Genomic DNA, 22,186 nt, shown 5'->3' on the forward strand with positions numbered 1-22,186 from the left:
TCCTCTCACTGATTTATGTACAAATGTACACTTCCTTGCTACTGTTGTCTCACCTTTTTACTGCCCACTGTGACGCTATGACTGCAAATGGATCCCGCAAGGCCCTGAGAAATCGCTTATGGGCGCTGTTCACCTTCTTCTTTATCCCCGGCTTACTGATGGCTTCCTGGGCGACGCGCACTCCGGCTATTCGCGACATTCTCTCGGTTTCCACCGCCGAAATGGGCGTGGTGCTGTTCGGTCTGTCGATCGGTTCGATGAGCGGTATTCTCTCCTCCGCCTGGCTGGTCAAACGCTTTGGCGCACGTAACGTCATCCGCGCCAGCATGTCATTTTCCGTGCTGGGTGTGCTGCTCCTCAGTGTTGCGCTCTGGTTCGCATCGCCACTGTTGTTCGCCGCCGGACTGGCCGTGTTTGGCGGCAGTCTGGGCGCGGGCGAAGTAGCAATGAACATTGAAGGCGCGGTGGTCGAGCGAGAGATGAATAAAACCGTACTGCCGATGATGCACGGCTTTTACAGCCTTGGCACGCTGGTTGGCGCGGGCATCGGCATGACGTTAACCGCGATCGGCCTCGCGGCAAATTTGCATATCCTGCTGGCAGGTCTGGCGGTGATTGTGCCGATTATGCTGGCGATTGCCGCCATTCCCGATGGCACCGGACGGGACTCTGAGGAAGACAACGCACACGGGAAAAAAGGAGTGCCTTTCTGGCGAGATACCCAACTGCTGCTGATAGGCGTGGTGGTGCTGGCGATGGCCTTTGCTGAAGGCTCCGCCAATGACTGGCTACCGTTATTAATGGTGGACGGTCACGGCTTTAGCCCGACTTCAGGGTCGTTAATCTACGCCGGTTTTACCCTCGGCATGACGGTCGGGCGCTTCACCGGTGGCTGGTTTATCGATCGTTACAGCCGCGTGGCGGTGGTACGCGCCAGCGCCATCATGGGTGCGCTGGGCATTGGGCTGATTATCTTTGTTGATAGCGCCTGGGTGGCGGGCGTGTCGGTGATCCTCTGGGGACTGGGCGCATCGCTCGGCTTCCCGCTAACCATTTCCGCCGCCAGCGACACAGGCCCGGATGCGCCAACCCGTGTCAGCGTGGTCGCAACCACGGGCTATCTGGCGTTTCTCGTCGGCCCACCGTTGTTAGGCTTCCTGGGCGAGCATTACGGTCTGCGCAGCGCCATGTTGGTCGTGCTTAGTCTGATGCTGATTGCGGCACTGGTTGCCCGTGCCGTAGCCAAACCGGCACCAAACGCACAAGCCGAAAGCTACTGATCCGGATGCGGCATTCGCCTGAGCGGATGCCGCGTTGCTTATCCTTCCAGTGAATTGCCCACCCGCTTATCGCGCAGGAACACCACCATCAGGCCTAACCACAGCAGGCCATTCGCCAGATTGAAGAGACTGAACAAGCCATTGCCCCCTGTCAACCACGCGTGCTTACTGACCTCAATGCCCACGGTAAAGATGAGCATTTGCAGCATGCCCATTGCCGCTGAAACCGTACCTTTACTCATCTCGCTGGCGAACAACGTCAGGCGCACCAGCCCGGCGTTCGCCAGCCCGATGCCAAAGGCATATACACTCAACCCGGCAGTCATCCATAAATACGCATGGGAGGAGGCGACCGTCGCCACCGCAGCCAGTATCAGCCCGGCGACAATCGGCCAGCCCCCCATCATAATCAGCGCCCGCACGGTGCGGCGGGACGTGAGCCGCGCCAGCAATAGATTACCGACAATCAGTGCGCCAAAAATCGGTACCTGCAATAGCCCATATTCATAACTGCTCAGTTGTTCACCGCTCATAATAATGATCGGCGACTGCGCTATCCACGCCAGTAAAGGCAGGCTGACAAAGCCGGTCGCCAGCGCGCCCGCCACGAAGCGCAGGTTTTTCATCACTTCGGCGTAATCGCGCCACAGCGCTTTAAGCGACAGTGTCTCACCCAGCCGGGTGGCCGTTTCCGGCATCGCGCGTTGCAGACCGACAAAGGCGAACGCCGCCAGTACCGCAAACAGCACAAACATCCCTTCCCACGGCGCAGCATGCACCCATGCTGCGCCAACCAGCGGGCCAAGCAACGGCGCAATCAGCGCCACATTCGCCATCAGCGCCGTGATCTTGATGCACACCGCCTCGGAAAACGACTCCTGAATCGCTGCATAGCCGACAGCACCGATAAAGCAGAGGCTGATGCCCTGTAAAAAACGCAGCAGCGTGAACTGTTCAATATCCTGCGCCAGCAATGTTGCCAGACAGGTCACAATGAACCACACCACGCCAGTCAGCATCACCGGGCGACGGCCAATACGGTCTGACAATGGCCCCAGTAACCACTGTAAGAACATACCGCCCGCCAGATAGGCGGTCATCGACGTCGGCACCCATTCGATCCCCGCGTTGTACTGCGCCACCACCGACAACATGCCGGGTTGGATCATATCGTTGGCGATATACGTCGAGAATTCGTAAAGCACCAGACAGAGCGGAAATAACAGCGCCTGTCGGCCCAGGCGTTGGCCTGAAAGGGAGTGGTTTTGCATCATGCGGTCTCATCATCCTGTGAAAAATCGCGCCGAGTGTAATCAAAGCCATTGTGTGGCGGTAGAGAATTCTCGGTCGCCTGTTAAATAAAGCACATTTTCACCCGTTTAAGGTTCGCTTAACTCCCCTGGCGTAAGGTAATTCTGTTAACGGTTTCTCCAGGATTCGTCTAACTCTCAGAGGAGTAAGACAAAACCCCTTTACCGTCCAGCGCGCCACTTTTAAGGTGAGCGCTTTCGCCTCACTTTCGATAGCTTAATCAAAGAGTAACAAGAGTATGTTAGAGAGCCTGAATTACACGCTATTTTACTGGATTAATGCCACCCCCGACTCACCGCACGGGCTGATTGCTTTTGCCGGGTTTGCCGCCAGCGATTTGATTAGCATCGTTCCGCTGCTGGCAGCGGGTCTCTGGTTGTGGGGGCCGCGCAGTCAGGTGACTGCCCAACGCCAACTGGTGATCAAAGTGGCAATGGCGATCCTCGTCAGCCTCTGCTTCTCTGCGTTGCTGGGGCACATCTTTCCGCACGATCGTCCGTTTGCCGATCGCGTGGGTTATAACTTCCTGCATCACGCACCGGACAGCTCCTTCCCGAGCGACCACGGCACCGTGATCTTCACCTTTGCCGTCGCCTTCCTGGCCTGGCACCGTGTATGGTCCGGCGTGTTACTGATGATTACCGGCCTGACCATCGCCTGGTCGCGTGTTTACCTTGGCGTGCACTGGCCGCTGGATATGCTCGGCGCGCTGCTGGTTGGCATCGGTGGTTGTCTGACAGCGCAGATCCTGTGGCAGTCGTTTGGTCCGGCCATCTACCGCAGCGTCCAGCAGATTTATCGCCTGTGCTTTGCGATGCCGATCCGCCGCGGCTGGGTGCGTGACTAAGCCACACGGCAAAGGTAAGATGAACGCCCTGCTCAATGCAGGGCTTTCTTTTATTCAGGGGAAATATGGAAACAAGACGTGACGAACGGATTGGCCAGCTACTGGCGGCGCTGAAACGCAGCGATAAGCTGCATCTGAAAGAAGCGGCGGCGCTGCTGGGCGTATCCGAAATGACCATTCGCCGCGATCTCAGCGCCAATAGCGCACCGGTGGTGCTGTTGGGCGGCTATATTGTGCTGGAACCACGCAGCGCTGGCCACTATCTGCTCAGCGATCAGAAAACCCGCCTGGTGGAAGAGAAACGCCGTGCGGCGGAGCTGGCTGCAAGCCTGCTGCAGCCCCATCAGATGGCGTTTTTCGACTGCGGTACCACCACGCCGTGGATCATCGAAGCCATTCACCACGACCTGCCGTTTACCGGCGTCTGCTACTCCCTGAATACCTTTCTCGCGCTACAGGAAAAACCGTTGTGCCGCGCAATCCTTTGCGGCGGTGAGTTTCACGCCAGCAATGCCATTTTTAAACCGCTGAACTTCAACGAGACGCTGAGCAACCTGCGCCCGGATATCGCCTTTTATTCGGCAGCAGGCGTGCATGCCGAGCAGGGCGCGACCTGCTTTAACCTGGAAGAATTGCCGGTAAAACACTGGGCGATGTCTCATGCCCAGTTTCATGTGCTGGTGGTGGATCACAGCAAATTTGGTAAGGTACGCCAGGCCAGCATGGGGCCGCTCAGCCAGTTTGATGTGTTGGTGAGCGATTGCCGACCGGATGAGAGCCTGGTCAACGCGGCCAAAACGTACCAGATCAAGCTGATGTACTGACCGTGCCCACCGGGGCACGGCCTGTTACCGTCAGGAGAACCAGCCGCCGAACAACTGGTGGAATTTCAGCAGAACGAAATCCCACATCCGGCCAATGAAACCGGCCTCGCCCACCGCTTCCATCACCACCAATGGACGCTGCTCAATGGTTTTGCCATTCAACTGGAAGTCGATGGTGCCAACGACCTGTCCTTTCGCCAGCGGTGCTTCAAGCTGCGGCTGTGTGAGCGTGTAAGTCGCTTTCAAATCTTTTAGCTGCCCTTTCGGCAACGTCACCGCACCGGAATCCCCGGCCCCCAGCTTCGCCTCACTGCTATCACCAAACCACACGCGCTGGTTCACAAAGACGGCATCGGGTTTGATGGGCGACACCGTTTCAAAGAAGCGGAAGCCCCAGGTCAGCAGTTTTTCCGACTCATTAAAGCGAATACGGTCCGTTTTCGCGCCCAACACCACGGAAATCAGCCGCATATCACCCTGTGTGGCGGAGGCCACCAGATTGTAACCCGCCCCGTCGGTGGTCCCGGTCTTCATTCCATCGACATTCAAACTGGTGCTCCACAACAGCCGGTTACGGTTGGGCTGGTGGATTTTATTGAAGGTAAAGTCTTTCTCTTTGTGAATGGCATACTCATCCGGCACATCGCGGATCAACGCCTTACCCAGTAGCGCCATATCACGCGCAGTGCTGAACTGCCCCGGCGCATCCAACCCGTGAACGGTTTTAAAGGTGGTGTTGGTCAGACCAAGCTTTTGTGAGTAGCTATTCATCAGACTGACAAACGAATCCTGGCTACCGGCAACATAATCGGCAATGGCGATGCTGGCATCATTGCCGGACTGAATAATCACGCCTTTATTGAGATCGGCGACCGAAACCTGATCGCCCGGCTTAAGGAACATCAACGAGGAACCACGCAGCACCGGATTGCCGGTCGCCCAGGCGTCTTTGCCGACGGTAACCGTATCGGTGAGATGAATTTTTCCGGCTTTCAACGCCTGGCCGACCACATAGCTGGTCATCAGTTTGGTCAGGCTGGCGGGATCGAGTTTCTCGTCGGCGTTACCTTCCGCCAGCACTTTGCCGCTGGCGTAATCCATCAGGATCCACGCTCTGGCCTCTACCGGCGGCGCACCCGGCGTTTGTTCAGCCGCATACAGTGAAGGAGTGAAAAGAACCAACAGCGCAGAGCCTGCAGCCAGGCCGCGAAGGGATAAAGAGAAATGCGTCATATAGGCCACCCGAGTATCCATTCAAAAAACGTCACAATGCCGTGCCGTAACAAACCGTGAGTAATAGCGCACAAACGAAGTGAAAAAAACCATCAATGGGTAAAGTTTTTCAAGTTTACGCAATAACACCGCGTTGCGCCCCGTTGACGTAATCTTTTTCACAGCCGTTGCCAGAACGTTAACTTTATCTCACCATTAGGGCACACAACGATTCACTTGCAAAAGGTGGGAAATGATAACGCTATGGGGCAGGAATAATTCGACCAACGTCAAAAAAGTACGTTGGATGCTGGAAGAACTGGAGTTGCCGTACGAGCATATTCTGGCGGGCGGGCAGTATGGGCTCAACCACGATGCCGCGTACCTGGCAATGAATCCAAATGGCCTGGTGCCGCTGCTGCGCGATGACGAAACCAACGCGGTACTGTGGGAATCGAACACCATTCTGCGTTATCTGGCTGCGCAGTACGGGCAGCGCCGCCTGTGGATTGAAGAACCGGCGATACGCGCGCAGGGTGATAAGTGGATGGACTGGGCATTGAGCACGCTGGCACCCAAACATGGCCCGGTGCTGATGGGCTTAGTGCGCACGCCGCCAGAAAAGCGCGACAATGCTGCAATCGACGCCGCAAAACAGGCGCTGGATGGGATGTTTACTCTGCTGGACGATGCCCTGGCCAAACAGCCGTGGCTCTCCGGCGATGCCTTTGGGTGCGGCGATATTGCCGTCGGGCCGTTTATTTACAACCTGTACAATATTCCCGGTCTGAACTGGGGCCCGCACACCCATTTGCAGCGTTGGTACGCGCAACTCTGTGAACGTCCGGGGTTCCGAAATACAGTGATGATCCCGGTCACCTGATGCCGACCCGTTAAATCAATAGCCGGGTGGCGTGAGCGCCCGGCAACATCCGCTACGGTGTCGTTGCCGGGCTGACTTTCCACAGTTCGCCATCCGACTCATCCGTTAAGACATAGAGATAGCCGTCGGGGCCAACGCGCACATCGCGGATGCGCCGATCGCGATCGCCGAGAATGCGGCCATCTTCCCGGACCTTGTCGCCATTAACGCTCATCACGATGACATTTTTCTCTTTCAGCGCGCCAATAAACAGTTTGTGTTGCCACTGCGGGAACTGTGCCGCGTGATAGAACGCCATGCCGCTGATGGCCGGAGATTTTTCCCAGTAGAAAATCGGCTGTTCGGTACCGTCGACAATCCCACCCTTCGCTTCCGGGATCTTCAGTCCACTGTAATTAATGCCCCAGGTGGCGAGAGGCCAGCCGTAATTTTTGCCCTTTTGCGGAATGTTAATCTCATCGCCGCCGCGCGGCCCATGCTCATTCAGCCATAGCGCCTGACTCCACGGATTCATCGCCATCCCCTGCGGGTTACGGATGCCATAAGACCAGATTTCCGGGCGCGCACCCGGCTTACCCACAAACGGGTTGTCGTTCGGGACCTGCCCCTGATCCGTCAACCGCACCAGTTTGCCCTGCAACTTATCCAGCTCCTGCGCGGTGATACGCTGGTTATTCTCCCCCAGCGCCACCCACAAATACCCTTTGCTATCGAACACCAGCCGTCCGCCGAAGTGGTTGCCGGTAGAGAGTTTCGGCTGCTGGCGGAACACAGTGCGGAAATCCTCAAGTTGCCGTAAATCCTCGCTGAGCCGCCCATAGCCAACCGCCGTCCCCGCTTTACCCTCCTGACCCGCTTCAGCATAACTGAGCCATACCCGGCGCGATTGTGCGAAATCCGGTGCCAACGCCACATCCAGCAATCCCCCCTGCCCATGCGCCCACACGTTCGGCACTCCATTAATCGGGTCAGATAATCCTTTCCCTTCCTGCCAGTGGCGTAATTGCCCCCCTCGTAATGTGATCAACATGCCCTGCTTCTCTGGCAAGAAGGCCAACGACCACGGGTGATCGAGTTTGGTTTGCAGCACGGTGACGTTTACTGCGGCGGGTGCAGCAAACAGTACAGAGGTAAAAAAGAGTAATAACAGAGGGATATGGCGCATACGGCGTTCCTGTCTTCATCCATTAGTCTGGATAAAGGTTAGCCAGCATGCCGTTTCAGAGAGCGATTTTTACAAAAACTTAAGCAGGTAGCAGGAGTGGGAAGAGCAGAACATCAAACAACAACCTGAACGATCATTCATCAACAAGAAGGGGGGAAATTTCCCCCCATTCTCTGATCTCAGGCTTCCTCCAACGGTGCACGCTCACTCAAGTACTGAACGCAATAGCTGAGGACATTCAAAGAACGTTCGAGTTTGTCGGCATTCACCGTGATGTAGGTAGGGCAATCCTGCCGTCCACTCATCAAACAGACTGCCGCCGAGGAGAGGGCCTCCTCCGCACGATAAAGGGCGCCGCGGGCATCGCGGTCCGGCATCTGGCTGAGCCGTTCCCCTTTATCGCGAATCTCCAGTGCAAGTGCAAAGAAACGTTCACGTAGACGATCGGTTTCACTAACCGACATATACCCCTTTGCTTTCAACAACTGGATATAGCCGGCAAGGTCGCTTCTGCAAGTCACCAACTTCGTAAGAAGACGTCGTGCCATTTCGTCAACGGTCATACTGGTTCCTCCCTTGTCAGCCAATGGGCAATCCATCATATGAGCATTTTTTGCGCAAAAGTATGCGTGAGGTCAATATTTGAACACGCCAGTTATCCTTTACATTCCGCGATCCAGCCATGCGCGCCAGCCGCCGTACGCCGTGATCTCCAGCGCCCCTTGCAAACCATAATCCTCACAAATGAATCCGGTCAGCCAGCGCCCGTCCTCCAGCTCAACCTTACCCAGTCCCAACGGGGCGGGAATACCGGCAAGAAATGAACCTGCTTCACTGGAGGGGAGATCCCACACTTCAACGGCTATCGCCGCCCCGTGCTGAGCATCACGTACCATGCCGGGTCGTTTACCGTCCGCCAGTGCATACAGGCGATAACGGGGCGCGCTGTGCGCGGCACCTCGCAGTATCGCGCCCCGCTGGCGCAGTTGCCCATTCAGCGCCAGACCATCAAGATGCGCGCCGCAGACGACAATCTGCATTCGATCATTCGTTGCTGTCCCCGCCGGAGCCACAAGGTCGATCTGGCGTCCGCCTGGCAACGCCAGTGACTGGTTGCGCTGGAAGGCATCGGCAAGACTCAGCAAATACTGATCGGTAAACGCGCGGCCAAACAGCGTTACGCCGGAAGGTAATCCGTTCTCCATGACCCCGGCAGGCACCGCCACTGCTGCGTAATCCAGCAGGTTCATAAAGTTGGTGTAATAGCCCAGATCCGAATTACGTTTGACCGGCTCCGCCGCCAACTCCGCCAACGTTACCGGGCGGGGATAGGTTGGCGTTAGTACGCATTCCAGATTCGCCAGAATGGCATCACATTGCGCTTTGTAGTGCTGCAATCGGTATTGTGCATCAAACGTCGCCACCGCGTCAGTGCCGGGTGCCTTGTTCAGCACGGCACGGATCACCGGCAATACGGCCTCCGGCTGCTGTTCAATTAACGCACCGGCCACGTGGTAGCGTTCGGCGACCCAGGGCCCCTCATACAGTAGTTTCGCCGCAGCAAGAAACGGCGCAAAGTCGATAGTGACCGGCACGCCACCCAGCGCCATTAATCGTGCTTTGGCAGCGTTAAACAGCGCTTCACTCTGCGTACAGCCGAAAAACTCCAGCGTGTCCGGAACGCCAAAACGGAACCCCACTTCTGGCGTACCGAACGCCTGTGCGCCATTCCACGCCGGATTTGTCCGGCTGTAGTCGTCACGTGGATCGTGACTGGCCGTTAGTGCCAGTAACTGACTGGCTTCCGCCGCTGTGGTCGTGAAAAAAGTCACACAGTCCAGCGTACGGCAGGCCGGGATCACTCCGGCCGTTGAGAGTAAGCCTTTGGTGGCTTTCAGCCCGACCAGGTTATTCAGCGCAGCAGGAACGCGTCCACTACCCGCAGTATCTGTGCCGAGCGCGAAGCTGGCGACCCCCAATGCTACCGCCAGCGAAGAACCGGCACTGGAGCCACCCGCCGGATAATCGGCATGTACGCTGTTACGGCATGCGCCGTACGGTGAGCGCGTTCCGTTTAGCCCGGTGGCGAACTGATCCAGATTGGTTTTGCCCAGCGGAATCGCACCCAGTGCAATTAACTGTGCAACGAGGGTGGCATCTTCCGTGGCGGTATAAGCGAATGCCGGGCATGCTGCCGTGGTCGCAATACCGGCGAGATCGATATTATCTTTAATGGCAAATGGCACACCGTAGAGCGGCAGCGAAGCAGGCGGAACATCATCCAGCGCCGCCAGATACGGCTCAAGCTCCTGCTCGCTGAGAATATGGATAAAGGCGTTAAAGGTCGGGTTGAGCGTGATGGCCCGCTCGCGCACGGTCATCAGCACTTCACGCGGGGTTAAACGACCATCACGGTAAGCCTGCGCCAGTACGTTAAGACGTAAATCAAAGGGATGCATCATGCTGTTTTCTCCAGAACCACTACACATTGTCCCGCACGCACCTGGCTGCCGGGCTGAACGCGCACCTGGCTTACCACGCCATTGTGCGTGGCAAGTAACGGTATCTCCATTTTCATGGACTCCAGAACCACCAGCACATCGCCTTCGCATACCGCGGCACCCTCTTGCACATTGACCTGCCACAGGTTCCCGGAAACCGGGCTTTCCACGCCCAGTTGCCCCGCCTGCAACGGTGCGTCGTCGCCTTCATCCCCCCTCGTTTCGGCACTGTCAAAATGTGCCTGACCACTGGCGATCCAGCGCTCACGTTCAGCGTCAAATGCGCCTTGTTGTTGGCGGCGAAACGCCGCAATCCCCGGTGCTTCATCGGCGAGAAACTGCTGATAATCCGCCAGGTTCAGGGTGGTCTGTTCAATGCGCAACGGGTAGCGTCCCAGCGGGAAGTCGCGGCGAATAGTCAGTAACTCATCAGCGGAAACCGGGTAGAAACGGATCTGATCAAAGAAGCGCAACAGCCACGGCTTACCGGCAAAATCGTCCACCGTATGGTAGCGATTCCACATTTGCAGCGTACGGCCGACAAACTGGTAACCACCCGGCCCTTCCATGCCGTATACGCAGAGATACGCACCGCCAATACCGACAGAGTTTTCCGCCGTCCAGGTGCGCGCCGGGTTGTATTTGGTGGTCACCAGCCGGTGGCGCGGGTCGAGCGGCGTCGCCACCGGCGCGCCCAGATACACGTCCCCCAATCCCATCACCAGGTAGCGGGCATCAAACACCGTTTTGTAGACGTCATCAATGTTCGCCAGATCGTTAATCCGACGGATAAACTCAAGGTTGCTCGGACACCAGGGCGCATTGCGGCGCACGGTGGTCATGTATTTGTCGATGGCTTTCTGGCAGGCGGGGTCGTCCCACGACAGCGGTAGCCAGACCACACGCGACGGCACATCCAGGTTCTGACGCTCACACACACGGCTCCACTGCCCGGCAACGGTGTCCAGTAACGCCGCCAGAGTCAACGCCTCCGGCTGATAGTGGATTTGCAGCGACCGGATCCCCGGCGTCAGATCAATCACCCCCGGCAGCGCCAGTGCTTCCAGCGCCTGCATCAATGCATGCGCACGAAAACGCAGCACCAGATCCAGCTCCGGCTCACCAATCTCCAGCAGCAGGTGCGTATCGCCGGATAAACGCGCCACCAGGCGCTTGTCTGCCTCACCGCACTCAAGCACGATCGGCGAACCCGGTTCTATCGGCTGCCAGGGTGTATTAACCGGTTGTAGCGCGGCGATTTGCGCGGATTCGGCCTGCGCCAGGCGGCGCGCAGTGGCAATATCCACCGGAATAAAACGCACTTTGTCACCCGCTTTCAGCTGCCCGACGGTGTGCAAATCCGCCTCTATGACGGTTACCGGGCAGACAAAACCGCCCAGGCTGGGGCCATCCGGCCCGAGGATCACCGGCATATCACCGGTAAAATCCACCGCGCCAATGGCGTACGGGTTGTCGTGAATATTCGACGGGTGCAGCCCGGCTTCGCCGCCGCTGTCGCGCACCCACTCCGGTTTCGGGCCAATCAGTCGTACCCCGGTGCGGCTGGAGTTGAAGTGCACTTCCCAATCGGTGGCAAAAAAGGTCGCCATAGAGGCCGGGGTAAAATATTCCGGTGCACCGTGCGGGCCATAAATCACCCGCAGTTCACGCACCGGGGCCAGTATCGTGTGTAATGCAGGCGGCAATTCCGCGTCGTTGCACGGCGCGGTCAGCGGCGACAGATGCAACACATCGCCGGTTTGCAGTGCGCGCCCGGCATGGCCACCAAACTGCCCCAGCGTAAAGGTGCTTTTGCTGCCCAGATAATCCGGCACGCTGAGTCCACCGCGCAGGCACAGGTAACTGCGCACGCCGTCGCCGCTGATGTCGCCCATATGCAGGATCATCCCGGCGCGTACGCGAAATACGCGATTGCTGCATACAGGCTGCCCGTCCAGCGTCAACGCAATCGGCGCTCCGGTCACGACCAGTTGCGCGTCACAGTTAAATTTCAGCGTCGGCCCACTCAGGGTGATCTCCAGCGCGGCGGCAGTGTCATCATTGCCCAACAGGCGGTTGCCCAGGCGCAGCGCGCGGCTATCCATCGGTCCGGAGGGCGGAACGCCAACGGCCCAATAACCGACACGCCCCGGATAATCCTGTACCGTAGTTTGCGTCCCGGCGCTCAGCACCTCCAGCGTGGTGGCTTGATAGCGAAGTCCTTCCAGACAACGGGTCCAGGGTTCACCGCAGGCAAAAGGCGTAAAGGTTAAAATCTGCTGCAAATAACAGCGATTGGTTTCCACGCCGTAAAGGCGGGTTTCGCCCAGGGCGGTGTGCAGCGCGCGAATGGCGGCCTCACGTGTCGGCTGCCAGGCAATGATTTTTGCCAGCATCGGGTCGAAAAAGGGCGGCACGTCGCACCCGGCTTCCACCCAACGGTCAATACGCAGGCTCTGGCGATCCTCAGCCGGAAACGCCACGTCGGTGAGCAAGCCCGGCGACGGCTGGAACTGACGGCCAGGATCTTCGGCATACACACGCGCCTGGATGGCATGCCCGTGTGGTTTCAGCCCCGCGTACAGTGTTGCCAGTGGCGGCAGTTCGCCCGCGGCCAGCGCAATCATCCAGCGAACCAGATCGACGCCCCACACCTGTTCAGTCACGCCATGTTCAACCTGCAGGCGGGTGTTTACCTCAAGAAAGTAAAAGCGTTGCGCGTCGCTGTCGTAGACAAACTCCACCGTGCCAGCGCTGCGATAACTGACCGCTTTGCCCAGTTTGATTGCGGCCGCGCACAGCGCCTCCGCCATGCCTGCGGGCAGATTCGGTGCTGGCGTCTCTTCCAGCACCTTCTGGTTGCGGCGCTGCACGGAACAATCGCGCACTCCCAGTGCAATAACCTCGCCATGGCCGTCGCCAAACAGTTGCACTTCCAGGTGACGCGCACGCTCAATGTATTTTTCGATAAACACACCGGCATCGCTGAAGTTGTTTTTCCCTAGTCGCACCACCGCATCAAAGGCCTCGCTTAATTCAGCGGCGCTATAGCAGACGCGCATACCGATACCACCACCACCCGCCGTGCTTTTTAGCATCACCGGATAACCAACACGGTTGGCGGCATGCAGCGCTTCGCCAACGTCTGCCAGCAATTCGGTGCCTTCCAGCATCGGCACACCATGCGCTTTCGCCAGTGCGCGAGCGGTATGTTTCAGACCAAAAACACGCAGTTGCTCAGGAGTTGGCCCAACAAACGCAATCCCTGCCGCTTCGCAAGCTTCGGCGAAAGCGGCGTTTTCCGAGAGAAAACCGTACCCCGGATGGATCGCCTGTGCGCCGCTGGCTTTGGCAGCAGCAATGATCTTTTCTGTAACCAGATAGGTATGTGCTGCCGGGCCATCGCCAAGGCTCAGCGCTTCGTCGGCTTCGCGAATGTGCAGGCTGCTGATATCCGCATCGGAATAGACGGCCACGCCGCCCACCTTCATTGCCCGCAGCGTACGCAGAATACGACAGGCAATCGCCCCACGGTTCGCGATCAGTAATTTCGTAAACATAGATCAGACTCAATGGTGGCGGGTCGTCCCGCCGACAGTCGGCTCACCGCATGGTCGTCCATGGGGAAAAATCGGTTACGACAAAATGCGCCCGGCGCGAACAGCAAACAGGTGATACAGCGCCAGACGCAGGCGCTGCCAGCGGGTTGGCGTCAGTTCCATATCAGCACCTCGGCAGGCGTCGGGTTCCAGCCGTTGCAGGGGTTATTGAGCTGCGGACAGTTGGAGATCAGCACAATGACATTACACTCGGCGCGCAGCTCAACGTATTTGCCCGGCGCGGAAATCCCCTCCTCAAAGGTCAGGCCACCCTGCGCGGTTACCGGCACGTTCATAAAGAAGTTGATGTTTGCGCCAATGTCGCGCTTTTGCAGGCGGCCATCGTGCAGACAGGCGCAGAGAAAATTGTCGCGACAGCTATGCATATGCCGCTTGTCCAGCGCATAACGCACGGTATTGCTCTCCTGTGCGCAAGCACCGCCAAGGGTGTCATGACGACCGCAGGTATCGGCAACAAGGGTCAGCAGCGGGTTGCCCATATTGGACCAGAGCACGCTGCCTGTGGTGAGGTAAGCGTTATTCTGGCGGCGCAGCGTCCGTTGCGGATCGTAACGCTCGCGGGGGTTGTCGGCGTTATAGAACAGCGTATCCACCGCCTGGTTACCTTCCAGATCAAGCAGACGAAGCGTCTGGCCTTTTTTCACTTCAAACAGATACGGTTCTCCTGCCGGGATCACATGGCGGAAGGCGGCGTGTGAGACCTGTTTTTCACTGACGACACTCATCATATGACTCCTTACAGGGCGAAAAGGTAGGTATTGGTGAAAGCACGCTCGTTTTCCGGGCGCGTCAGTAAGGCGTTAATCGCCGCCTGCGGGTCTTCCGCCTGTCGCCAGCTCAGCCGTACCGGGCGTGGCGCATACTCTGACGAGGGATCCATCGGGTGTTGCAGCGCCGTCAGCACCATCAGCACATCCATCGGTGCGAACAACTCAACGTAACTGCCGGGTTGCGAATGTGCGTGGTGGAAGCTGAACTGACCGTTGTCATCCACCGCCACTTTGCTGAAGAAATTGACCACCATCAGTAAATCTTCAAGGTTGAGATCCCATTTGCCCATTTCGACCAACAGGTTGTCTGTACCGTTACGGAAGAAACCGTTGCGCAGCTCCTGATAGCGCCCCTGTCCGTACTTTTCTGCCACTTCGGCGGCATTCAGCACACCGCCAAAAGGATCGTGCCAGCCGCAGGTGTCGGCCGTGATCCCGGCCAGGACGCGCCCCATATCGGAGTAGAAACAGTGCCCGGCGGTCAGGCGCGCCGTGTGCTGGCCTTTTAGCGTGTCCGGTAAGTTCAGACGTTCACTTTTTTCATGGGCATTCAGCATCATCAGGCTGACATTTGCGCCACCTTCGATGTCGGTCATACGCAGGATTTGCCCACGTTTGAGCACAAAAGAGAGGTGGCCGCCGCCCGGCAGGATCTCATCCCGCAGGGTGACAGGGGTTATGTTTGTGGTCATGAATTAACTCCTTAATGCATAGACGTTATCGGGCCTCGTGCCGCTCAGCGCGGAGAGCCGCGTCTCATTGAGCGGGATGTCGTAAGTGATGCGCGCGCCATACGCCAGGGGGGCGTGCGGATCGATACGCACCTTGTCGAACACCAGCAAACGGGTGCCGAGGTTGAAGCCTTCCGACAGATCGTGGGTCACCATAAAGACGGTCATGCGGGTTTCGCCCCATAGCTGTAACAGCAGCGCATGCATATCTTTACGAATGCCGGGGTCAAGCGCGCCAAACGGCTCATCCAGCAGTAAAACGCGCGGTTGCATAATGAATGCCTGGGCGATGGCCAAACGTTGCTGCATCCCACCGGAGAGTTGCGCCGGGTATTTTTGCAACGCGTGGCCGAGGCCGACTTTCTCCAGCATCTGCGCCGCCTGTTCACGCGCGGCGCGTTTTTTCGCCCCGAAGAGGCGGCCAAATAGCGGAGATTGCGGCAGTTCGATACCAATGGTGACGTTATCCAGCACCGTCAGATGTGGGAAGACAGAGTAGCGCTGAAATACCACGCCCCGACTGCTGTCCGGCTCTGCGGTCAGTGGTTTGCCATCCAGCGTGATGCTGCCGCGACTCGGCGCTTCCTGCCCAAGCAACAGACGCAGAAAGGTGGATTTGCCGCAGCCGGATGCACCGACCATTGAGCAGAACTCCCCTTCTTTTACCTGCAAATTCAGGCGTTCCAGCACCACATGGTCGCCATATTCCTGCCAGATATTGTTGATGGTGATAAAGCTCATGCCTTCCCCCCTTCCGCCCAGGGAAAACAGGTTTTGTGTAACTGACGCAGCGCAAGATCCATCAGCCATGCCAGCAAGGTGATCCACAGGACATAGGGGATAATGACGTCCATCGCCATATAGCGGCGCACAAGAAAAATGCGATACCCCAGTCCGGCAGTCGATGAGATGGCTTCGGCGGAGATCAGGAACAGCCAGGCCGACCCGAGCAGCAGGCGCAGCGAAGTCAGCAGCCGCGACAGTAACTGTGGCAGCACCACGCGCAGCACCAGCGTCCAGCTGTTCGCCCCCAACGTTTGCGCTTTGATCAGGATCTCCGGCGGGATCTCGCACGCGCGGTGTTCGAGGTCGCGGGCCAGCATCGGCGTGATGCCAATGACAATCAGCATCACTTTCGATAATTCATCCAGCCCAAAGACGATAAACAGCACCGGCAATATCGCCAGCGGCGGGATCATCGACAATACCGTCATCAAAGGCGACAGCGATGCCCGCCACAACGGAAACACGCCTGCGGTGACGCCAATGCACAAGCCCAGCAGCGAGGCGATACTCAGCCCGAGCAGCAAGCGCGCCAGGCTGACCAGCGTGTCCACCCAGAACAGGTATTCACCACTGCGTTTGTCCGGGGTAAACGCCATCCGTGAGAGTGCCTCCAGCATCTGTTGCAGGCCCGGTAACAGCTTGTCCTGTGGATTAGCCTCCAGCCTTACCGCTGAGCCCATAAAATACGCGGCCAGCAGCAGGACGAAAGGCAGCAAGATGAGCATCATCCGCATACCGGAACCAGGATGGCGGTTAATCTGTCGCATGGCGAACTCCGTCAGTTATCACAGCTTGCCGGCAACGGCCATTTTCACGAAGCTGTCATCAAAGCGCAGCTTCACGTTATTCGCATCGCCCTGCGTGACATTGCCGGGGAACGTCATGCCGATAAAATCCGCACTCTGCGCGCCGTCACCCAGCAAACCTTTAGCAAAGGAGAACGACGCCACGCGCTGCATGGTTTTCGCCAGTTCAGCCGAGGTGACAAAGGCGACGTTATCCGCTGGGGTATAGAACAGGTGGGTGGTTTTCAGTTGCGCCTGGTAACCCGGCAGATCGGTACCGGAAGCCGCCGCCATCGCGTTCAGCACGTTGGTGTCTCCGGCTTTCATCAGGCCCATCATTTCGTACCATGCGCCGGTCAGCGCTTTACCCAACGCCGGGTTATCTTTCAGGGTTTCACTGTTAACGACCATCATGTCGATAAGCTCGCCCGGTACCTGCGAAGAACTAAAGACTTCGCTGGTTTTCGGTGTGGCTTTAATGACCGACAGTTGCGGGTTCCAGGCCACAGCGGCCTGCACATTCGGCGTGGCGAAGGCCGAGACAATATCGGCATCGGAGGTGTTCACGACGGTCACATCTTTTTCCGCCAGCCCGGCTTTTTCCAGCCCGCGCACCAGCAGATAGTGAGAAACAGAGAGTTCCGGCAGGTAGACCTTCATCCCTTTCAGGTCCTTCAGCGTCTTGCCTTCGCCTTTCATCACGACGCCGTCATTGCCTTCGGAGTAACTGCCGAGGATCAGCGCCGTGCTGTCCACCCCGCCAGCAGCCGGAATCGTCAGCGCGTCCATATTGGTCATGGTGCAGCCATCAAACTGGCCAGCGGTATACTGGTTAATGGATTCGATATAGTCGTTGAGCTGAACGACATTGATTTTGATGCCGTACTTGCTGGCCCATTTATCAATGATTTTGCTACTGCTGAGGGTGCCCCATGGCATCCATCCGGCATAGATGGTCCAGCAAACATTGAACTCTTTTTTGACGGCGGCGAAAGTGGGGAGACTGACCAGCATTGCCAGCGACAGCACAAGCGTGCGGAGTAAGGAAGATTTCTTCATTCTTGACCTCTGGTTGGCACAAAAAGTTAGGGGCAGCGCGACACCCAATGGTGCTGCTGTCTCCCGGGTTTTTGTCCCGCCGTGTAACCTCGCAGAGGTCGCCAGCTCTTGGACCAGACATTCACACAGGTGAACCGGAACCCTAGCCAGCTATTTTTCATATTGTGTGTTGCACTGCCTGTTTACTTCTGCAAGGCCTGTGCCAGAGTGTTTTGCCTTTTTTCTCATGATGTTAGTGATAGGCACCGCTACGATATCCCTGTTTTGGTGAGCCACCACAAGGCAGTGCACCACGCTGGTGCTGCACGCCCGGTGGTGCAAATGTATATAGCTGGTGTATTGTTTTTAAACGATTAATCACACGGGACGGGTATCAGCACCATGCTTAAGATTCTGGGTAAAACGACATCGATTAATGTGCGCAAGGTCCTGTGGACCTGCGAAGAGGCGGGTCTTGATTATATTCAGGAGGATTACGGCAGCGGTTTTGCCTCCACGGAAACCGACTGGTTTCGTGCGTTAAACCCGAACGCAATGGTGCCGGTACTGATCGACGGGGATTTTACACTCTGGGAATCCAACTCCATTTGCCGTTACCTGGTGCGCAAAGCCGGGCGTGACGACCTGTTACCTGGCGAGCCGCAAGCCTGCGCCAATGTCGAGCACTGGATGGACTGGCAGGCGACCGAATTTAATAACGCCTGGCGCTATGTTTTCCCGGCACTGGGACGCAAAAACCCGGCCTATAACGATCAACAGGCCATTGCCGCTGGCATTAAGGAGTGGAACCACTGCATCGGCATTCTCGAACAGCAGTTGCAACGTACCGGCGCTTTTGCGGCGGGTAACACCTTTACGCTGGCGGATGTGGTGCTGGGTCTGTCGGTCAACCGATGGAAGATGACGCCATTTGATCACCCGGATGTACCGGCCATCGACGCATGGTTTGAACGTTTAAACCAGCGCCCGGCGTTTTTGCGTCATGGGAATAATGGGATGGTGTAAATCCAGATAAAATCGTTGGCCAGTGGGGTGTGACAGGCGAGGGAATATGAAAATCAGATATGCAGAGCCGGATGAAGCAGAACAGTGCTGGTATGTCCGCAACCAGTCAATTCGTTACGGATGCGCAAACAGCTACGCCCCGGACGTGATTAAGGCATGGACGCCAGATACCCTGCCGGAACATTTTTTACGCATTATGGCGGACAACCCTTTTTTTGTAGCGAGCACATCGGATGGGGTGATTGTTGCCACCGGTTTTCTCGATCTTTCGTCAGAGAGCGTTGAGGCAATTTTCACCTTGCCGGAATATACCGGTAACGGCCTCGCAGGATTGATTATTGATGCGATTAAAAATGAAGCTCGCCAGCGCGGTATTAAACAGCTTGTTTTATCCTCGACACCCAATGCCAGAACATTTTACGAAAAGCATGGCTTTACCTTTGTGCGGGAAAACACGCATTACTCTGGCCTTGCCAAAGCAAAACTTCGTTGCATCGATATGACGTATCCGCTTCAGGCTGTTTAAAGAAAGTTGCCATAAAGGTCGATAACGGATGAATGCTTTTTACAAGGAAACCGTTCCATGCGCGGCGACAATCGGGATTTTTTGGAAATTGAAACCTCACTGGAGGCATTTTTAGCCGACGATGAGGTGCTCAATAAAATGGAAATGATCAATGGCACGATCAATGACTGGGAAAAGTGGCTGCAAATTGAGTTGCAATACTATTTTCAGTCTCACCCACTATTTCGCTGTGAACGGGAAAAACAGTTTTCGCTGCTGCTGCCTGGTAGCGAGAAAAAGCAGGTGATGTCCGTTGATCTGGTATTAAAACGTGAGAGCAAAAAAGCCGAACAGGATATTTACGTCGAATTAAAGTGCGTGAAAAAGCTGAGCACCCTGCGGCGCGTGTTGAATAAGGATTACACCAAATTGCAATTGCTGGCGCAGTACCAGCCAATGCGCTCTTTCTGGTGCATCGCGTTTTACTGGAATTACGATGAGAGCAATATCGATATGGCCCCCTTCCTCGCCGGGTATAAATACGCGGTGCACAGTGCGATTGACCTCTGCGGCTGCGGTGATCCGTTGTGCGAGGAAGCGAAGATGGGGTATGTAATTATTGGTGGCAAGCGCTAAGGCTTGCCGGAAATCAGCGTACGCGGCGGGCGCGAATCGTGTTGACAATCAATGCCAGCAGCCAGGCAATCACCACCACCAGCACGATCAACATGATGGTGCTGGCGGGATCGTTACCCCACTCGTAATTGCCGGTGAGGATTTTCTTCCGCCACAGCAGTTCGAAAAGGTTATCTGACGACCATAGATAGAAATCGTTAACCGGTTTCACTTTCGCCACGATCACGAAAGCGATAATTACATACAGGATCCCCGCCAGGATCTTAAAGATTGCAGTTCGCATAATCCGCTGTTCCTTTTACGGTCACTTTGCCATAAGCCTGTAAACCATTGCCGCCGGGTACAGCGACTTTTTCACTGCGCAGTAACGCGCTTCTGACGACATTAAAATCCGGTACGCGGTAAAAAGTGATGCAGCCCCAGGACTCGCCGGAACCGTCAGGCCGTAACGGATGGAGGCGGAACTGACCGCGTTTGACGCCATTAACGAACACGCTGTCGCTCATCGTCTGCGTGCTGAATAAGCCAAACCACTGCGAATGGTCTGTGTTATTCACCCAGTCTTTCAACTCACGCAGTACACTGTTGGCAAAACTACCGCTGGGCATATCCACAATCCAGTACTCACCAACAGGGATTGAGCCGTAGTTTGAAATCCAGGCGCAGTTGGGATTATTGATATATTGCTCACGGCCCGACAACACAGAAAAACTCCCGACGCCATATACCGTAAGCGTCGCTTTGCCGCTTTTGCGCGCAGCATCGTCATAGACCATCTGCATTTGGATCACGATGTCAGACTCCCTGTAAAAACCCGGTTATTTATCATGCTGTTTTTATTGAGCCTATAAGATAATTCGAAAAAAGCACTATCGCAGAGGTAAGGCAGTTTATTGGCTACCGCACGCAGGTTTACTCTTCCGTGGCGATACGTTGCAGCGCGGCCTGAAACGAGGCGGTGAACATTTCACCATGCGTCAGCCCGGGAAACAGCAAGAAAGTTGCCGCAGTGCCGTTATCGCGCAGCGTGGAAGCCGTTTCACGTATGGCGCTAAGCACATCCAGGTGATTGCCCTTCTCCCTGACCCGCTGTTCGCCATCACCTTCCATCAACCAGAGTTGTTTATGGCTGACGCGTTGTTTTTCCGTATGCGTTATCTGATTCAGCAGCGCAACATTGTTATGGTCAATTGAGGGAACGGCGGTATAGTAGGCTGTGAATATTCTCGAAGATAAATACGCATCCAGCACAAATAATCCGCCATAGGAGTGCCCCCATAATGCACGTTTATGGGGATTTATAGCGGTATGCTGCTCGACCTGGGGCGCAATGGTCTGCTCAATAAGCTGCCGAAACGCCTGGCTTCCGCCCCCCTTCCTGCCGCGAAGCACTTGTTCATTTCCCTCCGCAGGAGGTGTGTAATCCCAGGTTCTGGACTCAAGGTCAAAGGGCAGAGGCGTTTGATAACCAATAGCCACGATCACGGGCGGATTGTGTTGCGATAATGTCTGCAAAAATGCGTCAGACAACCGGTCCATCACCGCATTGCCATCCAGTAGATACACCGCCGGGTAACCCGATGCTGGCGGTGCTTTATTGGGAATTCCGGTCCACACCTTGTAATGGCGTTTGCCATCGGTGGAATCAAAAGTCCTGACGGAGAAGTGATAAAAAGCGGACCCTTTATCGGCAATATTTGGCCCCAGCGGAGACATATCAGGCCTGGCGTAACTGCTTACCGTGCAGAAGAGCAAGGTAAAAAACGCCGCCAGACGTACCACGATGCGCAGATGTTCCCTGTTGCATAACCCTGGATTCATTTCCGCCCTCTCCTTGTGTTCATGACCCTACGATGAAAACGTTGCCAGCCGTGAACGTGGCAACACGTCACGCACATTAATGAGAATGATTGCTAATTGCAATATTTTAAGAGAGAAACGAGGCGGAGAGTCAGAAGAGTATCAGGGAAGGTAAATAGCAGTGTGCTTCACTTGCGGAAGTATCCTGTTAATCTGGCGGAGCGACCGTATCCTGATGCTTATGCCGCCAGTGGCCGGGTGACTTCAGAAAAAAGTCTGCCGTTCCAGGCGAATAGCGTGCCAGGGTGGAGCATTAAGGCTGGCGCGGTTATCGTTTTCATTGGTATTGACATAAGTAGCTGGAGAAACGCTTCATCGGATGCCAAAACAAAAGCAAACGCCGTTCACCTCTTAGCTGAGATAGCATTGTTAATTATGATGAATCCCAGAGAATCAACTTCCACCT

General features: G+C 56.3%; 21 protein-coding genes and 1 riboswitch. Of the genes, 7 read left to right on the plus strand and 14 right to left on the minus strand.

Translation table 11 applies throughout. The features are described 5' to 3' along the window. Positions 1-77: 77 nt before the first annotated feature. Positions 78-1,280 (plus strand): MFS transporter, encoded by a 1,203-nt coding sequence (locus O9K67_RS16490; RefSeq protein WP_061494616.1) that lies wholly within the window; start codon positions 78-80, stop codon positions 1,278-1,280. A 38-nt stretch (positions 1,281-1,318) separates the two neighbouring features. Here the strand turns inward: O9K67_RS16490 and O9K67_RS16495 are convergent, their stop codons facing one another. Beyond that, the gene (locus O9K67_RS16495) at positions 1,319-2,551 is read right to left on the minus strand and encodes an MFS transporter (protein ID WP_061499924.1); all 1,233 of its coding nucleotides are present in this window, start codon (positions 2,549-2,551) and stop codon (positions 1,319-1,321) included. A 278-nt stretch (positions 2,552-2,829) separates the two neighbouring features. Here O9K67_RS16495 and ybjG point away from each other — a divergent pair, with 278 nt between their 5' ends. Together ybjG and deoR are read left to right on the plus strand one after the other, a co-directional pair. Continuing rightward, complete coding sequence (ybjG, locus tag O9K67_RS16500) at positions 2,830-3,438, plus strand: undecaprenyl-diphosphate phosphatase (RefSeq protein ID WP_061494615.1); 609 nt, start codon at positions 2,830-2,832, stop codon at positions 3,436-3,438. Positions 3,439-3,503: 65 nt separating this feature from the next. Beyond that, positions 3,504-4,262 (plus strand): DNA-binding transcriptional repressor DeoR, encoded by a 759-nt coding sequence (deoR, locus tag O9K67_RS16505; protein ID WP_061494614.1) that lies wholly within the window; start codon positions 3,504-3,506, stop codon positions 4,260-4,262. A gap of 30 nt (positions 4,263-4,292) precedes the next feature. Here the strand turns inward: deoR and dacC are convergent, their stop codons facing one another. Continuing rightward, a complete protein-coding gene (dacC, locus tag O9K67_RS16510; RefSeq protein WP_061499919.1) occupies positions 4,293-5,495 on the minus strand; it encodes a serine-type D-Ala-D-Ala carboxypeptidase in 1,203 nt (400 codons plus the stop codon). A gap of 232 nt (positions 5,496-5,727) precedes the next feature. Between dacC and O9K67_RS16515 the strand changes: the two genes are divergently transcribed. Further along, complete coding sequence (locus O9K67_RS16515; protein WP_061494613.1) at positions 5,728-6,357, plus strand: glutathione S-transferase family protein; 630 nt, start codon at positions 5,728-5,730, stop codon at positions 6,355-6,357. Positions 6,358-6,409: 52 nt separating this feature from the next. Here O9K67_RS16515 and O9K67_RS16520 read toward each other — a convergent pair whose 3' ends face one another. From O9K67_RS16520 to O9K67_RS16560, 9 genes are all read right to left on the minus strand, one after another. Then, positions 6,410-7,522, minus strand: coding sequence for a PQQ-dependent sugar dehydrogenase (locus O9K67_RS16520; RefSeq protein WP_061494612.1), 1,113 nt, complete (start codon positions 7,520-7,522; stop codon positions 6,410-6,412). A gap of 179 nt (positions 7,523-7,701) precedes the next feature. Further along, the gene (locus O9K67_RS16525) at positions 7,702-8,085 is read right to left on the minus strand and encodes a biofilm formation regulator BssR (protein WP_061494611.1); all 384 of its coding nucleotides are present in this window, start codon (positions 8,083-8,085) and stop codon (positions 7,702-7,704) included. A 99-nt stretch (positions 8,086-8,184) separates the two neighbouring features. Beyond that, on the minus strand, positions 8,185-9,984 hold the full coding sequence (gene atzF, locus O9K67_RS16530) for an allophanate hydrolase (protein ID WP_061494610.1): 1,800 nt from the start codon (positions 9,982-9,984) through the stop codon (positions 8,185-8,187). Continuing rightward, entirely contained in the window at positions 9,981-13,583 is a 3,603-nt protein-coding gene (gene uca / locus O9K67_RS16535) for an urea carboxylase (protein ID WP_061494609.1), read from the minus strand. Before uca ends, atzF begins: the two co-directional genes overlap by 4 nt. Before the next feature lie 152 nt (positions 13,584-13,735). Then, on the minus strand, positions 13,736-14,368 hold the full coding sequence (locus tag O9K67_RS16540; protein WP_134318609.1) for an urea amidolyase associated protein UAAP2: 633 nt from the start codon (positions 14,366-14,368) through the stop codon (positions 13,736-13,738). A gap of 11 nt (positions 14,369-14,379) precedes the next feature. Then, positions 14,380-15,105: an urea amidolyase associated protein UAAP1 gene (locus O9K67_RS16545; protein WP_061494607.1), complete on the minus strand. Its 726-nt coding sequence runs from the start codon at positions 15,103-15,105 to the stop codon at positions 14,380-14,382. Positions 15,106-15,108: 3 nt separating this feature from the next. Further along, on the minus strand, positions 15,109-15,885 hold the full coding sequence (locus O9K67_RS16550) for an ABC transporter ATP-binding protein (RefSeq protein ID WP_061494606.1): 777 nt from the start codon (positions 15,883-15,885) through the stop codon (positions 15,109-15,111). Next, positions 15,882-16,697 carry an ABC transporter permease gene (locus tag O9K67_RS16555; protein WP_061494605.1) on the minus strand — a complete coding sequence of 272 codons (816 nt, stop codon included), beginning with the start codon at positions 16,695-16,697 and terminating at the stop codon, positions 15,882-15,884. The genes O9K67_RS16550 and O9K67_RS16555 overlap by 4 nt, the downstream gene beginning before the upstream one ends. Before the next feature lie 18 nt (positions 16,698-16,715). Further along, positions 16,716-17,774 (minus strand): putative urea ABC transporter substrate-binding protein, encoded by a 1,059-nt coding sequence (locus O9K67_RS16560; RefSeq protein WP_061494604.1) that lies wholly within the window; start codon positions 17,772-17,774, stop codon positions 16,716-16,718. Positions 17,775-17,832: 58 nt separating this feature from the next. After that, a riboswitch (guanidine-I (ykkC/yxkD leader) is annotated at positions 17,833-17,931 on the minus strand. A 224-nt stretch (positions 17,932-18,155) separates the two neighbouring features. Here O9K67_RS16560 and O9K67_RS16565 point away from each other — a divergent pair. Genes O9K67_RS16565 through O9K67_RS16575 form a run of 3 tightly spaced genes read left to right on the plus strand, consistent with a single transcriptional unit; the run spans position 18,156 to position 19,920 of the window. Beyond that, a complete protein-coding gene (locus O9K67_RS16565; RefSeq protein WP_061494603.1) occupies positions 18,156-18,779 on the plus strand; it encodes a glutathione S-transferase family protein in 624 nt (207 codons plus the stop codon). Between the two features lie 46 nt (positions 18,780-18,825). Beyond that, complete coding sequence (locus O9K67_RS16570; protein WP_061494602.1) at positions 18,826-19,305, plus strand: GNAT family N-acetyltransferase; 480 nt, start codon at positions 18,826-18,828, stop codon at positions 19,303-19,305. Between the two features lie 57 nt (positions 19,306-19,362). Beyond that, the gene (locus tag O9K67_RS16575; RefSeq protein ID WP_061494601.1) at positions 19,363-19,920 is read left to right on the plus strand and encodes a hypothetical protein; all 558 of its coding nucleotides are present in this window, start codon (positions 19,363-19,365) and stop codon (positions 19,918-19,920) included. Positions 19,921-19,933: 13 nt separating this feature from the next. On the opposite strand, the gene O9K67_RS16580 is transcribed toward O9K67_RS16575, so the two are convergent. The 3 genes from O9K67_RS16580 to O9K67_RS16590 form a co-directional block, all read right to left on the minus strand. Further along, positions 19,934-20,203, minus strand: a complete 270-nt coding sequence (locus tag O9K67_RS16580; protein WP_061494600.1) for a hypothetical protein — start codon at positions 20,201-20,203, stop codon at positions 19,934-19,936. Next, positions 20,184-20,702, minus strand: coding sequence for a DUF2778 domain-containing protein (locus O9K67_RS16585; protein ID WP_061494599.1), 519 nt, complete (start codon positions 20,700-20,702; stop codon positions 20,184-20,186). The genes O9K67_RS16580 and O9K67_RS16585 overlap by 20 nt, the downstream gene beginning before the upstream one ends. Before the next feature lie 130 nt (positions 20,703-20,832). Beyond that, positions 20,833-21,741, minus strand: coding sequence for an alpha/beta hydrolase (locus O9K67_RS16590; protein WP_061494598.1), 909 nt, complete (start codon positions 21,739-21,741; stop codon positions 20,833-20,835). Between the last annotated feature and the right edge of the window lie 445 nt (positions 21,742-22,186).

It is taken from the genome of Kosakonia oryzendophytica, assembly GCF_027886705.1.
GTDB lineage: Bacteria > Pseudomonadota > Gammaproteobacteria > Enterobacterales > Enterobacteriaceae > Kosakonia > Kosakonia oryzendophytica.